The 16539-nt window shown below is 42.8% G+C and carries 17 protein-coding genes and 4 tRNA genes; 11 read left to right on the top strand and 10 right to left on the bottom strand.

Features of this window, described 5'->3' with window-relative positions; all coding sequences use genetic code 11:
* The first annotated feature begins 88 nt into the window (after window positions 1–88).
* Together COU90_03730 and COU90_03725 are read left to right on the top strand one after the other, a co-directional pair.
* Window positions 89–162: transfer RNA gene (locus COU90_03730), tRNA-Arg, on the top strand.
* Window positions 163–173: 11 nt separating this feature from the next.
* Entirely contained in the window at window positions 174–1658 is a 1485-nt protein-coding gene (locus tag COU90_03725; protein PJE64182.1) for a hypothetical protein, read from the top strand.
* A gap of 109 nt (window positions 1659–1767) precedes the next feature.
* On the opposite strand, the gene COU90_03720 is transcribed toward COU90_03725, so the two are convergent.
* Window positions 1768–2892, bottom strand: a complete 1125-nt coding sequence (locus tag COU90_03720) for a hypothetical protein (GenBank protein PJE64255.1) — start codon at window positions 2890–2892, stop codon at window positions 1768–1770.
* Window positions 2893–3515: 623 nt separating this feature from the next.
* Between COU90_03720 and COU90_03715 the strand changes: the two genes are divergently transcribed.
* Window positions 3516–4496 carry a hypothetical protein gene (locus COU90_03715; protein ID PJE64181.1) on the top strand — a complete coding sequence of 327 codons (981 nt, stop codon included), beginning with the start codon at window positions 3516–3518 and terminating at the stop codon, window positions 4494–4496.
* 64 nt (window positions 4497–4560) lie between these two features.
* On the opposite strand, the gene COU90_03710 is transcribed toward COU90_03715, so the two are convergent.
* Genes COU90_03710 through COU90_03695 form a run of 4 tightly spaced genes read right to left on the bottom strand, consistent with a single transcriptional unit; the run spans window position 4561 to window position 7930 of the window.
* Window positions 4561–6474 (bottom strand): hypothetical protein, encoded by a 1914-nt coding sequence (locus tag COU90_03710; GenBank protein ID PJE64180.1) that lies wholly within the window; start codon window positions 6472–6474, stop codon window positions 4561–4563.
* 12 nt (window positions 6475–6486) lie between these two features.
* Window positions 6487–6966 (bottom strand): hypothetical protein, encoded by a 480-nt coding sequence (locus COU90_03705; protein PJE64179.1) that lies wholly within the window; start codon window positions 6964–6966, stop codon window positions 6487–6489.
* Window positions 6967–6968: 2 nt separating this feature from the next.
* On the bottom strand, window positions 6969–7457 hold the full coding sequence (locus COU90_03700; GenBank protein ID PJE64178.1) for a hypothetical protein: 489 nt from the start codon (window positions 7455–7457) through the stop codon (window positions 6969–6971).
* A gap of 5 nt (window positions 7458–7462) precedes the next feature.
* Window positions 7463–7930 carry a hypothetical protein gene (locus tag COU90_03695; GenBank protein PJE64177.1) on the bottom strand — a complete coding sequence of 156 codons (468 nt, stop codon included), beginning with the start codon at window positions 7928–7930 and terminating at the stop codon, window positions 7463–7465.
* A gap of 111 nt (window positions 7931–8041) precedes the next feature.
* Here COU90_03695 and COU90_03690 point away from each other — a divergent pair, with 111 nt between their 5' ends.
* The 8 genes from COU90_03690 (at window position 8042) to COU90_03655 (ending at window position 11351) form a co-directional block, all read left to right on the top strand.
* Window positions 8042–8764 (top strand): hypothetical protein, encoded by a 723-nt coding sequence (locus COU90_03690; protein ID PJE64176.1) that lies wholly within the window; start codon window positions 8042–8044, stop codon window positions 8762–8764.
* A 133-nt stretch (window positions 8765–8897) separates the two neighbouring features.
* Window positions 8898–9335, top strand: coding sequence for a hypothetical protein (locus tag COU90_03685; protein ID PJE64175.1), 438 nt, complete (start codon window positions 8898–8900; stop codon window positions 9333–9335).
* Window positions 9336–9573: 238 nt separating this feature from the next.
* Window positions 9574–9647 (top strand) — tRNA-Pro (locus COU90_03680).
* Window positions 9648–9818: 171 nt separating this feature from the next.
* Window positions 9819–9892, top strand: a tRNA-Ala gene (locus COU90_03675).
* A 72-nt stretch (window positions 9893–9964) separates the two neighbouring features.
* Window positions 9965–10186 (top strand): hypothetical protein, encoded by a 222-nt coding sequence (locus tag COU90_03670; protein ID PJE64174.1) that lies wholly within the window; start codon window positions 9965–9967, stop codon window positions 10184–10186.
* Between the two features lie 124 nt (window positions 10187–10310).
* Window positions 10311–10385: transfer RNA gene (locus COU90_03665), tRNA-Gly, on the top strand.
* A 65-nt stretch (window positions 10386–10450) separates the two neighbouring features.
* Window positions 10451–10885: a hypothetical protein gene (locus COU90_03660; GenBank protein ID PJE64173.1), complete on the top strand. Its 435-nt coding sequence runs from the start codon at window positions 10451–10453 to the stop codon at window positions 10883–10885.
* A gap of 55 nt (window positions 10886–10940) precedes the next feature.
* Window positions 10941–11351 (top strand): hypothetical protein, encoded by a 411-nt coding sequence (locus COU90_03655; GenBank protein ID PJE64172.1) that lies wholly within the window; start codon window positions 10941–10943, stop codon window positions 11349–11351.
* 90 nt (window positions 11352–11441) lie between these two features.
* Here COU90_03655 and COU90_03650 read toward each other — a convergent pair whose 3' ends face one another.
* From COU90_03650 to COU90_03630, 5 genes are all read right to left on the bottom strand, one after another.
* Window positions 11442–11717, bottom strand: a complete 276-nt coding sequence (locus COU90_03650) for a hypothetical protein (GenBank protein PJE64171.1) — start codon at window positions 11715–11717, stop codon at window positions 11442–11444.
* 220 nt (window positions 11718–11937) lie between these two features.
* Entirely contained in the window at window positions 11938–13464 is a 1527-nt protein-coding gene (gene rny / locus COU90_03645) for a ribonuclease Y (protein ID PJE64170.1), read from the bottom strand.
* Window positions 13465–13949: 485 nt separating this feature from the next.
* A complete protein-coding gene (locus COU90_03640; GenBank protein PJE64169.1) occupies window positions 13950–14288 on the bottom strand; it encodes a hypothetical protein in 339 nt (112 codons plus the stop codon).
* 51 nt (window positions 14289–14339) lie between these two features.
* Complete coding sequence (locus COU90_03635; protein ID PJE64168.1) at window positions 14340–14915, bottom strand: hypothetical protein; 576 nt, start codon at window positions 14913–14915, stop codon at window positions 14340–14342.
* Between the two features lie 143 nt (window positions 14916–15058).
* On the bottom strand, window positions 15059–16539 hold a 1481-nt coding region (locus tag COU90_03630; GenBank protein PJE64167.1), incomplete at its 5' end, for a hypothetical protein.

The raw sequence follows: 16539 nt of genomic DNA, 5'->3' as shown, positions 1-16539 counted from the left end.
AATCTCCTCTGGGCTTTATTTTGTTTATGCGATACGATATACTTGCATGGCTTATGAAGAGATAGACGATAAAATTATACAATAAAACGCGCTCGTAGCTCAATTGGATAGAGTGCTTGGCTTCGAACCAAGAGGTTCCAGGTTCAAATCCTGGCGGGCGCACATACTTTATTATGAAATTCCCTCCCCTCCCTATTGAAGTTGTAAACACGGGCGTCATACTTGTTGGCGCGGGTTTTGATGCATATATTGTGGGCGGATGTGTGCGTGACTTGTTGTTGGGGCGTACACCGTCGGACTGGGATATTACAACAAATGCGCGTCCGGAAGATATTCAGCATTTGTTTCCGAAAGACAGTTTCTACGAAAATAATTTTGGCACCGTAACCGTAGTTACGGAGAGTAAAAAGGATTCCCTTAAGCATATTGAAATTACGCCATACCGTGCCGAGACGACATATTCCGACAGACGCCATCCCGACGCCGTTACGTTTTCTAATACATTAAGGGAGGATTTGAAACGTCGGGATTTTACCATAAATGCCATGGCGGTGCGGCTTACGGCGGATGATCAGAATCAAACGGATAGCGAAGTAATAGATATGTTTGATGGTATAAAAGATCTGGAAGATAGGCTGGTGCGTGCGGTGGGGCGTCCGCAGGAGCGATTTTCCGAAGATGCGCTTCGTCTTATGCGCGCCGTACGCCTTGCCGTTCAGTTGGATTTCGATATTGATCTTGATTCCGCCCGTGCCATTACGGTGAATGCGGATCTTTTACAGCATGTTTCCCGGGAACGTATACAAAGCGAGCTTACAAAACTTATGATGGCGGATGCGCCTGCACGTGGGTTTGAGATTATGCGGGAGTTAAACATACTTACCTATGTGATGCCCGAACTTCTCGAAGGATATGGAGTGGGACAAAATCTACACCATATTTATACCGTATGGGAGCATAATTTACGCGCCCTTACGCATGCGGCAGAAGAAGGATGGCCGTTTGACGTTCGTATGGCGGCTCTCTTGCACGATGTTGCAAAGCCCCGCACGAAACATGGTGAAGGAACATATTCAACATTCTATGGCCATGATGTTGTGGGGGCTCGTATGACGAAAGTAATTCTGAACCGTCTTATGTATCCGAAACAATATGTGGAAAAGGTAACAAAACTCGTTCGGTACCATCTGTTTTATTACAATGTAGACGAGGTAACGGAATCGTCAGTGCGCCGCCTTATTATGAAAGTGGGTGTGGAAGATATGGAAGACCTTATTCGTGTGCGTATATGTGACCGTATCGGTTCCGGTGTACCGAAAGCGGAGCCGTACAAAATACGCCATTTTCGCTTTTTAGTGGAAAAATTATCGCGTGATCCTGTTTCCGTAGGTATGCTTAAAATTCGGGGAGATGATGTTATACGTATTACCGACATTGAACCGGGTCCGCGTATCGGATTTCTCCTGAAAATTCTTTTGGAAGATGTTCTGGATGATCCGGCACTTAACACTAAGGACTATTTAGAAAAGCGCGTAAAGGAGCTTGGAGAAATGAGCGATGCGGAACTTAAAAAATTAGCGGACGAGGCAAAAAAGAAGGCAGATGCGGTTGAGGAAGGAGCGGTAGGTACTATTAAAAAAAAGCACTGGGTTAAATAGTGAAGATCGGATATGAAATAAATAAAAAACCCGCCGGTAATGCTTGTGGCATCGCGGGCGGGTGGTTATGACATAATCCTTTTGGGATTACATGATTAGGTTAGGAAGTTTATAGAAGGCTGGTTGAGTCGTAGAGCGCACCTCCATCAACGCATAAATTGCCATTGCCTTGATCGTGCGGTACGCATACGGTAACTTCTCCGGAGCATGTGCCGCCGTTACCATCATCTGCGTCAAAGAAGATGTGGTATACGCGACCGTCTCCCGGCGTATTTTTGTTGCCGTTTCGTTCAGCACGTACTTCTAAAGGCGAGAGCGATGCGTCGGGTGATGTATTTCCATCACCATTACCAATGGCATTTACCTCTTCGTCCTGCCATACACCGGTTGCGGTTACGACGACACTATCACCGTCCGGATCAGTAACACCTTCAATGCCGATAGCGACGCCTTTATGATTTGGCGGCCACAGATAATCAGGATCAGCGTATGCGCCGGAACAGTCCGGATGTTCATTTTCCAGTTCGCAAACTGCAGAACATCCGTCGCCGTTGGCGTTATTACCATCGTCACATTCTTCACCGGCATCTGTAACGCCATCGCCACAGAAGGGTTCTAAGGTGCAAGTTGGCGAACATCCGTCACCGGGCAACGTACCACCATCATCACATTCTTCACCAAGTACATCAGTGATAACGCCGTCTCCGCAGAACTCAAGTTTGCAAGTTGTGGAACATCCGTCGCCCGGGTCGGTATTGCCATCATCACATTCTTCCGTTGGATCCAAAATGGCATCACCGCATTTAATCGGCGAAAGTTCTTCATCGCGTGCAATTATGTACGGTACACCTCTTGAGCCATCAGCGAAATCAATTTCCCCTGCTCCGTTGGTATTGCGTGCAATGGCAAGTGGCAGAAAGTCAGGGGGAAAACTATCAAACGCTTCGTGTACGGAACAGCTCCAATTTGACAGACTTGGGTCTGTTAAGCCGGAAAGTGCCGGATGTACGGCGACGATATGTGCGTCATTGAAGCATCCAACCCCGCGTACAGTAAACGCACCGAAAGGGTCAAGAAATGGAACGGGCGTGCCGCTGACAACACCATGGTAGTAACATGACAGTGTTGCATACATGCCCGTTTTTGTGGGATTGCTCGTTGCAAACGCTATACCACTATTAGTGACAACATCTCCACCTTGAGATGGAATGCCGTTGTAATGTGAGTGGTACATTGGATCTGTTCCCACAAGAACAACAGGGCCATCCACTTCAGGTCCCCATATTGCCTTGTTTGCATCGGCAGGTGCAATAGAACCGACACCCGCGCATCTTCTGTCACCAAATATGACGGCACGATACGATGAGAAATCGGAGCTTGTTATCGTTGGCCACACAGCGACCGTTACAATTATGGGCGTTAAACCAAGAGCAACAGACTCCACAGCTTCAGCACTACCCAGACCACCCGACACGGTTGTGTCCAGGATTATTACCGATGTTGCGTTGGGTGCCGGCAGCACCTGAGCTGTGGCCGGCAACGCTATTCCAATAAGCAACATAGCCGCAATTACAACCCCTTTTCCAATCTTCCAGAAAATACTTACAGACATGTCTCCTCCTCGAAAAGACAAACGTTGTTTTAATCTCCCCTTACCGAACAATTACTATACAATCAAATGCATCACCTCCTTTCCTATCCTTTTAAAGAAAGCCTCATACATATACACGCATAGGGCACCGCTATACATTATACTCATAATAAAATCGCTGTCAACTTTACGGGCGGATAGATGGGTAAAAATTTGACATATTATATTTTTTACTGTATGGATTAAAAAAACAGGAGGAGGGCGACATGAATTCTCATGAGCAAAAAAATAGGCAATGGCGTGCCTTTAGGATAATAGGTGCTTTTCTTTTTTTCTCGTTTTGCGGATGTTCTGCGCGGCAGGTTCCTCAAGTAAGTAGTTCCGAAGACATATTATTACCTAATGGTCCTGCCGTAAATAGCAATGAAAGTTTGCATGGGTTCATTGAAGAGCCGTCGGACGATGATTATTCGTTGGGGCCGGGAGACGTTTTGATTGTTCGTCAGGCAGTTCCTGAAATTAACGGCACCGACACAATAAAAGAGTTTGAGGTAACTGTAGCGGGTAACGGTACGGTATATGTATCTGAAGTATCGGCTTATGTTTCGGTTGCCGGTAAAACTCTTCCGGAAGCGAGTATGCTTATCAGGAAGGCTCTTAGTCGTTTTTATCGCCATCCGCGGGTGGAACTTTCTTTGCGGGAAAAAATAAGCAGTCGCGTTACCGTTACCGGCTCCGTTATGAAGCCAGGTCCTTACCCGATTGTTCCAGGGACAACCGTATTTAATGTTCTTGCATGGGCGGGAGGGCTTAATGAGAACACTTCCGGTATGAAGGTGTATGTAGTACGAGAAGGGAAAAGAATACTTTTCGATCTTAAATCATTAAAGACGGGCGTGCCTGATGGCTCTGAAACATCTTTTGTTCTTAAGCCGGGAGACGCAGTGTTTGTTCCCGAGGCGGAAACAGTATCCGTTTTAGGAGAGGTAAAAAATCCTCAGCAAATAAGATTAACGCGTCCGTATACTATCCAAGAAGCGGTGGCCGCTTCCGGTGGTTTTACGGAGTATGCCGTACGGGAGAATGTCATGATTGTGAATGCCAGCGGAACATCGACAATGGTGGATATGCGCAATAGTAGGCATTTAACGGAAGGCGACGTTTTGTATGTACGGCCGACGAGATGGAAAAAAACCGACGAGTGGCTGGAACGTTTTGGGCGCTTGATAGGTTTACGTGCTTTTTAGAGATAATATTCCGCGGAAGTAATTCCTGCGGAATTTTTTATATGTTGTGTATATAACTATTACCCTACTCTACCTCACGCCATGTTTTTACCGCAAATCCGCTTGTCGGTCCCCCGCTAAAGTTTAAACTTGCAAGACCGGATTCGTATTGAAGGACGGCGCCTCCTTCCAGTCTTACGCCATTTCCGTAGAGTGTTCTGATGATAGGGTTATTTTTTATAAATGCACTGCCTTTTGAAGCATAAACAATACCTACATCGGTGCCGTTGCCTTCAATGGTAATAGCATCATTTGTGTCCGGATCTGTGCTAAGGAGCATTGTGTACGAATCGGGATCGGAAGGAACTCCGTCTACGATACAATTGTTTTTTACCGTTATTTTTCCATCAACCACGATAATACCGGTAGCTGAACCATAAGAAGGATCAAGTTTAATGGTGCACGACCCTTCAATATCAAGTTTTCCTGATACATGTATGTCTCCTCCTAATGTAAGAATTGAAGAATTTTTTATGAGCATATCGCCGACAATATTCACCGGTCCGGTTGATGCCGCTACGTCACTGCCGTCCATAATAAATGTATTACTTGAGTTAACAGTGAAAGATCCGGTAAATTGCGGGCAACTGGAAAAATCGCACGTGCCGCCTAAATCCGCATTATCCTTAAATTGTTGAATTTGAGGGTCCGAAAGCGGTGCATCGATAGGAAGAACATCATCAAAGTCATTTGATACTGAACATGTAGGCGGATCAGCGCAGGGACAACTATCTCCACCAAAAGTATTTCCCCCATCATTAATATTACAGTAAGCGTCTCCATGGATAATAGAATTACCAATGTGTAATGCATGAGCATCGGTTGGTTCTGCGACTGTTCCTATTTGGATAGAATCGATGTATGTATCAACTTCAGCTAAATATAATTTAAACGCAATATCTGCAATACCGGAAGCGGGAGGGATCCAAACAGCACTTACTTGATTCCAATCCTGGGTGGTGTAATATGTTCCATCCGCGTAGGAAGTATCATCATCACCTCCAAAAATCCAATATTTACTGCCATTAAAGCCGGTTGAATTTATTATGATCCAGTAAGGTATGCCCGCAGTTAGAATATCCGTTGAGTTAAATGTCATGGAAACCCAGCTAAAGTTACTGTCTGATATGGCATCTTCCTTTAGCTGACCGCTTGCTATGGTATTGTTATGTAAGGGAGCGCCACTTCCGTCGTCAGGAACGATTCTTATGTTAAGATTTGGTACGTTCCCCACTTTTTTTACATAAAAATCCAATCGGAGAGGCTCTGCGGTTACGGTAGGGATAAATTGTTGTGCGGCATCCTGCAATCCATCAACTTCATGTACGAAAAATTCCCTTGGGGGATCTATAGTGCTTGTTTCTGAAAAACCAAGGGTATTCTCCTGATCAGGCAGGGTTCCAATACCCTTTGCTACAAATACATCTCCCGTAACTATATTGTTCAAACCACCGGAATCCCTATATACATTACCGTTAGAAAAAACACTCCCTATTACGCTCGAATCATTTTTAAAAGTTAGGCCAAGATATCCTATTTGTGCCGCATGATTGAATAAAGCCCCGGCGCTTGTTTCGAGCGTTGTGCTGACAATACGAATAGACTGGTTAATGTCTCCGGTGGCGACTATGTCTTTTTCGCCGAAGTTATCCGTAATGGAAGTCGTAACGGTTGAGTTATTTAGTGTGAGTGATTCAGATGCATCAATGGCTTTTCCGTTCATGATGCGATATGTGGCATCTTCAATACCTGATTCCGCCAGAAAATAGCTTTGCTTTGCCCGTAAAACAAGGCGCGTCGTTTCTTTTTCCTGAAGAGCAAGAGCGGAAAAACCAAATGTAAGAAGAAGGGATATGGAAAGAAAAAACATAACGGAAATCAAAGCCGCATATCCCCCATTATACTGATTTCGCGCAAGGTATTGTTTTTGTAGTATCATTATTGCCGGTTATCAATAACTTCTTCGAAGTAATGCAGTTGAATAAAAGTTTTTGCCGTTAATGCGCAGTTCTATTTTTATCGCTTCGGAAATGGGTGTTGCAATATACCGAAAGACTATATTTTCCACCGTTACCGTGTTTGGTGTAAGAAAATCAGGCGATGCAGAGTCTTTTTGTAGGGTGAGTTGTGATCCGGACGTGCTTATAGTAATTATTTGGGGCACTTCCGTTGTCGGGTCAATGCTCGAAAGCGTGAGTACGCCGGGGTGAGTATCGAAAACACTGCTTCCTATTGTAACGCCATCGGCAAACCGTATTTCACGTACAATACGCTCTAATGCTGTTTCCGCCGAGAAATGCATAGTACGGAGTTCTTTTGCTTGGCGAAATCCTTGAGCGAAGAATACGAGTACTTGTACAAAAACAACGGCTATAACTATTACAAGCGCTATATAAATGACAGTTTCTATAAGTGTATATCCCCGCTTCATTATTAATTTGCAAATATATTGGTAATATAACCGGAGATTGAAACGGTTACGATTTCTCCGCGCGAAGGCCACGAAACGGAGGCGATTATGCGTTTTGTGTCGGTATCAATCGTGCCTCCTGAATCGATAATATCATCGTTAGCATCTCGTTCCACAGATGACAAAGTAATGGTACGGGTAAAGGTGCTGTCGATGAGGGCGGGTGTTCCTGTTGTTCCCCAAGTACCCGAGGTAAATTCAAGGTAATACGGCGTGTCGAGAGTAAGAGAAGCGATGTTTGTTGTCCATCCATTGTCTCGCATAATGCGTACGGCTTCCATGGTTTCTTCGAGAAGAAAAATTGCCTGTAAGCGTTCCGTGTTTGCAGAAACCCCTGCAAACGATATGCGCGCTACGGTTATAAGCCCGAATATAAGGAATCCGACAATAGTAATGGCGATAACGATTTCTATGAGTCCAAATCCGCGTGAACGCGAAGAAGTGTTGTTCATGGGGGCTATAAAATACTTGAAAGGCCGGTTGATAATATGGAAATTTGTCTTGTTTGGGTGGCGTCCGAGGTAAGGCTAAGTGTTATGGTGCCGTATGCTGTTATTTCTCCGGTAAGGCGGGAAAATACGATATCGTCTCCCCCGCCCGCAAGAGAAATTCCCGATACGGTAACGGTACTGGGAAGAAGTGTTTCTTCATTTAAAGGATCAGAGCTTATATAGGTACTGCCAGTAAAGAGAACGATGCGGGATGATTCAAAATGAATACCATACTGCGTTGCATTTTCTGAAGAAAGTGTTCTTGCACGCGCTTCCAATAAAAGACCCAGGGTTTTTTCTGTTGCGGTATCAAGATCCGTTCCTTTTCGAAACGGACTGAAGGCAGATATTGTTATGATTGCAAGAGTACCTAAAATGGCAATCGCTATCATGATTTCCAAAAGGGTAAATCCCCTCCTCCCAAAATAGTACATGTGCTTATTATACCACAATATTATTTTTTTCCTGTGATTTTTTCTGTGTATTATATTTTATTACGGCAGTTATTCTTTTTAAAAAGTAATCGCATAGTATATAATTCTTCCATGTTGTACATAGGAAGATTTTTTAATGCCATTATCGTGCTTGTTGTTACACTGGCGGCAACATCTTTAACGACATACATTCTCGGTAAGTGGAAGAGTATCGGGCGAGAGCTTCGTTTGTTCGGCCTTTTTTGGTTTTTTACCGCTTTTCTCTGGTTTCTCGTTACCATACGTTCTCTTGCGGGTGCTTTTAATAATTACGAACTGGACGCTCTTTTTTTCGAATATGCGCAGATATTCGTCTTTCTCTCGGCATTATTTTTAGGAGGGTATGTATTTGAAAAACTTTTTCATAAGAAATTTGTTACTATTATTGCCCTTTTTGTTTATGCTGTGTTGGGTATGTTGGGTATTGCGGCAACACTTGTATATAACAGTATCCCCGTTGATGTGGTTAATTTTTTTATCACTGAATATGAGCCAAGTTATGAAGCTACTCTTGTTTTTCAAATAACCATGTTCCCTCTTTTAGCCCTTTTATTCATTGATGTTGTGCGTCAGGGTATATTTCTCATGCAAAAAAAGATTTCTTCTTATGCTGATCTTATCGCTCCTTTTTCCGTTCTTTTATACCTTGTTATAGGTTATTTTGATCAAATAGGTATTCCCGGGTGGCCTGTTCTTATGTTCAGGTTATTATTTGTAGGGGCATTTCTGATGGCGTATGCTAGTATTACGGGGGTGCCTAAAGAAGAATATGTGGTTTCTTTATCGGACAATTAAAAGACATAATATAAAAGACAAAATATATTTTATATTATGTCTTTTATATGAAGGCTTCATATAATATAGATAATTCCTTTATTTACAAGACAACGTTTCATATGAAACGGTAAGATTAATATGTTGAGGGTATATGCCATCGCCAACGCGTAAAAAAGGAGATATTGGGGAAAGTATTGTAGAGATGTTTCTTGTGAAACAAGGGTGGTGTATTATAGAGCGAAATTATCTAAGAAAATGGGGCGAGATAGATATTGTTGCTGAAAAAGGGGATATAATACACTTTATAGAGGTAAAAAGTTCCATTTCAAACTTTTTAAATCCAGAAAATGATGTTTCATATGAAACTATGGATGTTATATATACTAAAAATCCTCCTTTTTTCTACAGGCCTGAAGAAAATATGACATTCGGAAAAATGAAACGCTTTGAAAGATCGATCAGATCATATCATATGGAACACAGTGAATTAGAAGATAGGGAATTTGTTATTGATGTCTATTGTGTTTTACTTGATTTTTTATCAAATAAGGCTATTATATATAGTATTGATAACGTTAATTTGGGATGATTATATAACGCCGTTCTAATTGGTTTTATGGATTTACTCATATTCCTGTTTCATATGAAACGGGAATCCATAAATACTATGGGGTTTGTGTAACGAAACGTTGTTAATATGAGAAAAACTTAATATCAGGGTATAATGCAAGAGGTAGATTTATATGTCGGTGGTATATAAATCCTTGGTTTTAAACCAAGTGAATCTAAAAGCATTATGTCTTTTAGTAGTTGAAAATTGTATATATCGGGGTGTGGTGTAACGGTAGCACGCTTGGTTTGGGACCATGTAGTTCGAGTTCGAATCTCGGCACCCCGACAAGAAGAATTCATAAATTGTTAAGTGTGAACCTGTTTTATGTGAAATAGGTCTTTGGTATGTATAGTATGTAAATATTTCATTTGTACTATACTAAAGTACGGATGCTTGTATTAGTCTGTGCGATCCATAAGTTTCATGAGAAACAGTTTGTATAAGTAATATTAAGTATTCGGGCCTATGGTCTAGTGGTACGATACTACATTCGCATTGTAGTGACGGGAGTTCGATTCTCCCTAGGTCCACAAAATAATGCCTGCAATTGTTTCATATGAAACAGATGAACGGCATTAATTAAATCCTTCACGTGAAGAATATATATGAATTTTTTTGAATCCAATAAGCGTTCTGTTGCAAAGGCAATATCTTGGCGTTTTTTGGCAACTGTGTTTACGTTCGGTTATAGTTATTACTTAACACGAAGTTTTGGACTCTCTGTTCGACTTACTGTTGCTGTTACGTTATTTGGACTCCTTACATATTACATTCATGAACGGATATGGAATGCTATTTCATGGGGTAGGGAAGATAGAGAGGAATAATATTGGACAAAAAGACATTTTTATGTCTTTTATCCCCATGTCTCACAGGTTATCCCCAGATTTTATCCTACCGTTGTTATTTTAATGTATTTTCTGTAGAATCGAGAGACGAATAAAATATTGTGCGGGTGTCGTATAGTGGCTATTATGACAGCCTTCCAAGCTGTAGAGGGGGGTTCGATTCCCCCTACCCGCTCCAATTTTGTACCATTCTTTATAACAAAAAACTATCTTTAGGTAAGATATGTTGTGTCTTTGGATTTTATGGAAAAAGATAAGCATTTTATAGCTGATATACCGCAAAAGGCCCTACTTGAGTATGGGGGGCGCGTTTTGCTTGTAAAAGAAACAAAACAAGCAGGAAGATGGCAATTACCGGGTGGGCGCCTTAATGAAGGAGAAACGCCTAAGGAGGGGCTTAAAAGGGAAATAAGAGAGGAGCTCTCTATGGAAATAGATGTAGAAGGCATTTTTGATACATTTGTGTACAAAAGTGTTTCGGGGTTAAATCACTATTTGGTGATATATCGATGCCATTTTATGGGAAACCCCGAAGATATAAAGCTCGATAAGGAAAATCAAGAAATGAAATGGGTGCGGAAAGGTGAGTATGAAGACTTGGATCCTATGTGGGATGAATATAGAGCGGTACTTGATAGGTTTTTTAATCAATCTGTTCCTATAAAAGAAATAGATTAACGAAATACACACAGTTATATGTATTCGGTTTTGTGTTCATATGTCATAATGGGGTATGGAAATAATCATAGGGACGCTGGTTATCTGGTTTATAAGCCAGACCATAAAATATAGTATTCGTATTTTGGGAGGGGAGCGTGTTTCGTTTCAATCATTTTTTTGGGCATATATGTGGGCATCAGGGTATCCAAGTAGTCATTCGGCCGTCCTTGCGGGGCTTACCTACTTTGTTGGCGTAAAAGAAGGTTTTAGTACGACATTCGCCATTACGGCTGTTGTTTCCTCCGTCCTTTTATATAATTTAATCGACAATAAAAAACAGCAGGATCTTCTTAAAAAATTTCATCAAAGGGGAGGTGCTTATAAGCATCTTATAGACATGAGCGGACACAAGTTGGGGGAGGTTGTTATGGGTGTAATGCTTGGGGGCGTGCTAGCGTATATACTTTCTCCCATTTTGTTATAGTTGTATATCTTTGGTTGTTTGATTCGTATAGATAAAACCGCCTCTACTAATGTAGTAGAGGCGGTTTTGTTATTTCGAGACAAAAGGATGTTATTTTGCCACGGCGTCTTTAAGAGCCTTTCCGGCACGGAATTTAGGTACCGTTGTTGCCGGTACATGCACTGTTTCACCCGTGCGGGGATTGCGTGCTTCTCGTGCGGCGCGCGGCTTTGCGGCAAATACGCCAAAACCGGCAATACTTACGTCCTCTCCTTTTGAAAGGGAAGATGTAATAGTTTCAAATACAGCGTCAATTGCGTCTTCTCCTGCCTTCTTTGTGCCGCCCACTTTATCCATAATTGCTTCTGCTAAATCTGCCTTATTCATAAATATATTTTATGATTTTCTTTTGGCGCATACTCGAACAAAACCATTTAGTATTGTGTCTTAATATGTCCAAAGTAAAATCTTCTGATCTAATAAACTGTACGATTGTTATATAACAGGCTTCGACGGACCTGTAGCAACTTCTGGTGGTATTATACACTATCTTTATTTTTCAACAATATCACATGAAATACCTGTGGAAATCCGTTTCTATCTGATATTACCGGGCATATTCAATAGTGCGTGTTTCGCGGATGACATTTACCTTAATCTCACCCGGATATTTTAATTCGGCTTCCACGCGATCAGCAATGGTACGCGCCATTTTTTTGGCATCAAGATCGGAAATACTTTCGGGAGATACAAAAATACGAATTTCGCGTCCTGCCTGGATGGCATATGCCTTTTCAACACCATCAAATGAATTTGCTATGTTTTCAAGCTCGCCCAGGCGTTTTAGATAGTTTTCCACGGTGTCGCGGCGGGCTCCGGGCCTGCCGGCTGATATAGCATCAGCAACCTGTACGATAATGGATTCCAGTGTTTCATAAGGATATTCCTCATGATGCGATTGCATGGCCTGTATAATACGGTTATCGGCATTAAACTTTTGTAGAATGCGTCGCCCTATTTCCACATGCGTACCTTGTACTTCATGATCAACCGCCTTTCCTATATCGTGCAACAAAGCACCTTTTTTAGCAATAGCGACGTCTCCACCCAGTTCGGAAGCAAGCATACCGGACAGATGCGCCATTTCAACGGAATGCTGAAGAACGTTTTGTCCGTAGCTGGTACGGAACTTAAGTCGTCCCAAAAGCTGTAAAAGTCGTGCATCTAGGTCAAATATACCAATCTCATACGCCGCTTCTTCCCCCGCTTTTTTAATGAGTTTTTCCATGTCCGCTCGTGCTTTATCTACCACCTCTTCGATACGCGCCGGCTGAATGCGCCCGTCTGATATAAGTGTTTCCAGAGCCATTTTTGCTATATGTCGGCGTACCGGATCAAAGCCGGAAATGATAATAGCTCCCGGAGTATCGTCAACGATAATCTCAACACCGGCGGCGCGTTCAAGGGTACGGATATTACGACCTTCGCGCCCGATAATTTTCCCCTTAATGTCTTCGGACGGAATAGGTACGGTGAGCGTTGTAAATTCGGATGCCGCGGAAGAGCCAAGACGATGAATAATGGCGGCCAGAATATCCTTCGATTTACGTTCGAGTGCTTCATTACCGGAGCGTTCGAGTTTTTGCATACGAAGGAGAATATCCTCTTCATACTTTTTTTCGGTTGCCGCCAGTAATTCATCGCGCGCCGTTTCGGGGGAAAGTCCGGTAATGCGTTCCAGTTCAACGCGGCGTTTTTCCTCGATGGCGGTAATGCGCTCCTTCGCTTCCGTTATTTTTTCGGTTTTTTCCTTCAGTGATTGTGTTTCGCGCTCAATATCTTCATATTTTTTATCCATTACCTCCTCGCGCCTTTGAACGCGTTCTTCAAGGCGGCGGATTTTTTCCTCTTCTCGTTTTGATTCCGCGGTAGCGTCTTCTATGATTTTCACCGCTTTATTTTTTGCTTCCAGAAGTGCTTCTTTTGCCTCCGTCTTCGCATCAAGGAGCATTTGTCTGATCTTGAGTTCAATGGAATTACGTCTCTGTTGCATGAGAAGATGGCGAAGACCATAGCCAACTCCTCCTCCCAACAGAAGAGCTACTACCGCAATTCCTACGGTTACCGTGTTCATAATAGTGATTGTTTCGTTACAGCAAAAAGCAATGGTTACATACCATGCACGGAACATAAGAAATTACCCTCCATTGTTATGACAGGGAGTATGAGGCGTGAAAACGCCAAGTTGTTAGAGACAAAGCCAAAATAAGGAAAGTGCTGCTTTGAAAAAAACGAAAGGAATTGGTCATACTAGTTGTTTCTCGTGTTTCGGACACGGTCGGATGTGTCTGCTGTGTAAGAGAACGTAGTTATAGGTTTGTAATAAGCAACAGGCAAATAATACCAGAAAATAAGCGACAAGGGAAGTCTTGACAAAATTATTATAATAGTACTTAGTTATTTTTCTCCAACAAATTTTAGCCATTTTTGCCCGAAAAAAAACTCCGCGTGGGAGCGGAGTATTAGCACTTCATATAATTTTTACGACCTTTCCCCATCTTCGGGGCTACACACATACAACGAGTTTATATATAAAAAAGTTACAAACGCCTTTGCGTGCTATGCGTTATGCCGTAAAAGCGTTTGAGTACTGCGCATCATGTCTTTCATCATGAATATGCCCGCTATGCCAAAACCTACGATAAGCATTTGCACTGTTATTTCCGTGTTTATAAATGCCTGTCCGAAAAAGGAAATCATCATAAGGGGGGAGCGGGTAAGCGTATGCACGACCGCATTCCACAAAACTTGGTTTATAAATACGTGTTCGGCGATTTTTTGAAGAGCAAACGCGAGCACTCCCATTTCCACGACAAGCATGGGCAGTACGCGGCGTGCGAAAAATATCAAATGCACGCGGCGCATGAGGGAGTTTTTTGTGGCAGTAGATAGTTCCATATTTGTAATAAGCTTAAAAAAGCATGAATAGTGAATAAAAAGGTTCGACCGTTATTGTATGAATTGTTTTAACTGTTTCTTTGCACGAAACAAACGCATTTTTATGGTGGAAAGGGGAAGGCGTTCTTCCGAGGCGAGTATCTGGTAGGGTTTTCCCTCCAAATAGTGTCCTTCCACCAAGCGACGCATATCATCGGGTAACTGCTCTAATAATTCTTTTGTAAAAAGACGATTTTCGGCATTTCCGAGAGAGTGTTCTTTGCCGGGAAGATTATTATAAATTTCGGGATCGAGTGGCGCCTGGTTTTCTCGTATGCGTTTTAACTTGCGATAGCGCGATATGGCCGCATTAATAACAATACGATACGCCCAACTTTTAAAAGATGCGCCTTCCTGTTTTTTAAAACTACCGGCGTGCAGATATATTTTGGTAAACGCTTCTTGTACGATATCTTCCGCTTCCTCTTTTTGCCGCACAATGCTGTACGATGCTCGCATAAATGCTTCTTGGTATCGATCTATGATAATACTAAACATGTGCGGATTTGAAAGGGAGGCGGCAAGAATATCCTCATCGGCGTGATTAGTAAAAGATTGCGGGGGAGAGTTGTGAGAAAGATACGGCATAATCGGATGGTTTCTTATATCTGTTCTTACTATACTATAATACGCTTTTTGCCTCTATAAAGTTTCTTCAGGAAAATGAAAGGTTTGTGCACGGTAAGACCCCTCATTTTCAAAGTGAAGGGCCTTACCGGACAAACAGCGTACTATATGATCGGCGGATGTGTTTCGGAATTGTTCTTTATTTCCGTCGGTTCAGTTGTAGGTGAGGGGATTAGTTCAGGAACGGGTGTTTCTATGTTCGTAGGAGCGGAAACACTCTCTTTGCGGACAAAGAGAATAATAAGTCCGATGATAAGCACCCCTATGCCGATAAAAATAATAGCAACGGCACCCTTATTGTCTGCAAGTGCGGATATTACGCGGGCTACTTGAGAGGATGTACCTTCAGAATTTGAAGAAGCGCCATCAGATGTATCGCCGAGAGATGCAATAATGTCGGCCGTGGTTGTTCCGGAAACAGTTGTATCAGGTGCCGGAACAGTGTTGTTTATAGCAACATTGTGATTCTCTTCCGATCCATTTGCGGACCCTACGATACTGGTATCTGTAGGAACGCCGGATTGGATAAGGGTACGAAACGCGTCAATTTCGCGTAATTGATCACTCGTGAGAGGAAATGCTTTTGCGCAGTAAATTTCATTAATTTTCTTGCGTGTTGTTATGTACACATATCCGGTTCCGGCTGTATGGTTCCATGGGGCAAGAATATCTCCGAAATATTTTTCTTGGAATGTTGTTACGGCATCAAAATCGGTTTGGGTATATATACCGTCTACCGTAATATCCGTAAATCCCTCAAAATCACGTAGGAATACTTCTAACTTTCGTACTTCGGTAGGATTATTATTCGTTCCCAAACGAATAAATTCCTCCAAATACGAGCATTGTGCAATGTTCTCCACCGGGGTTGTTATGGGAGGAGCTATTGTTGTAGAAAGCGGCGTTAAGGAAAGCTGGATACCAATAGCTTCTTCATTGGTGCGATCAGAGAGAGGACGGAAGAAATATTCGGTTCCCGCCGTAAGACCGTATATCGTCATACTGTGTGACGTTGAAAGGGAAGTATCTTTGGGTGTTGTAAGAGGATAAAGTGTCTTGTCGGCCGTATTGTGAGATAACGTGTCGAATATAACACGGCTCGTTGCTTGCAGGTTTGTGTCCCATGTAACAACAGCGGTCCCCTCTGCATTAAGAGCAATAGCTTCATTGCTGATTTGAAGGGTGATAGATGATCCGCCCCCACCACTTACCGGACCGAGGGGGCCATTACCACCGCCGCCACCGCCACTACTTCCTCCTCCGCCACCGCTTCCACTACCACCGGAAACGGTTACTGTGCGAGTTACCTCATCAGCCGCAAGTCCCGCGGAATCCGTTACGTTGTAGGTTATTACATATGTTCCGGCAGACCCCGTGTTTACACTATCTCCGCCTATAACAATACTGGACGTTATGTCTCCATCTTCCGCATCTGATGCCGTTGCTCCCGGATCGGTAAATCCATCACCGACATTTGCGGTAATATCACCGCCTAAACGCGTAATAACCGGCTTCGAGTTTTCAGTATCTATCGTAGGATCATATGAGTCTGGATTATCCGGATCTCCGTCCGTATGACAGGCAG

The organism is Candidatus Ryanbacteria bacterium CG10_big_fil_rev_8_21_14_0_10_43_42, assembly GCA_002793915.1.
Classification (GTDB): Bacteria; Patescibacteriota; Minisyncoccia; order Ryanbacterales; family 2-02-FULL-48-12; genus 1-14-0-10-43-42.
The sequence above is the reverse complement of the archived record's forward strand: the minus strand, read 5'-3'. Positions and strand labels throughout refer to the sequence as shown.